This is a genomic window from Mesorhizobium sp. M7A.F.Ca.US.014.04.1.1, from assembly GCF_003998745.1.
GTDB lineage: Bacteria > Pseudomonadota > Alphaproteobacteria > Rhizobiales > Rhizobiaceae > Mesorhizobium > Mesorhizobium ciceri.
Window position 1 is genome coordinate 570 of sequence record NZ_RZRW01001148.1, and the last position, 403, is coordinate 972.

Here is a 403-nt window from a genome sequence, read left to right on the forward strand (position 1 = left end):
GAAATTTTCCGATCGGGAATCCAGAGCATCGACCGTGGTCAATGGGAAGCATCGCGCTCGATGGGTTTTGGCTTTTCGTTGACCATGCGCCGGATCATACTGCCGCAGGCGCTTCCGGTCATCATTCCGCCGACCGGCAACCAGTTCATTTCCATGCTCAAGGACAGTTCGCTGGTCTCGGTCATCGGCGTCTGGGAACTGATGTTCCTTGCCCGCACGCTGGGTCAGAAGACCTTCCAGCACATGGAGATGCTGATTTCGGCGTCTCTCATCTACTGGATGCTGTCGATCTGCCTCGAGCTGATCCAGTCCCGCATCGAACGACACTATGCCAGGAGCAAGGTGCGATGAGCGCTCAAGCCATCATTGAAGCCAGAGCCGTCTCCACATGGTACGCCCAGTT

The 403-nt window shown here is 56.6% G+C and carries 1 protein-coding gene; it reads left to right on the forward strand.

Annotation, left to right across the window (positions count from 1 at the left end; translation table 11 throughout):
• Positions 1–351: amino acid ABC transporter permease (locus EOA22_RS39395; protein ID WP_164894323.1), on the forward strand; the 351-nt coding region annotated here is incomplete at its 5' end.
• Between the last annotated feature and the right edge of the window lie 52 nt (positions 352–403).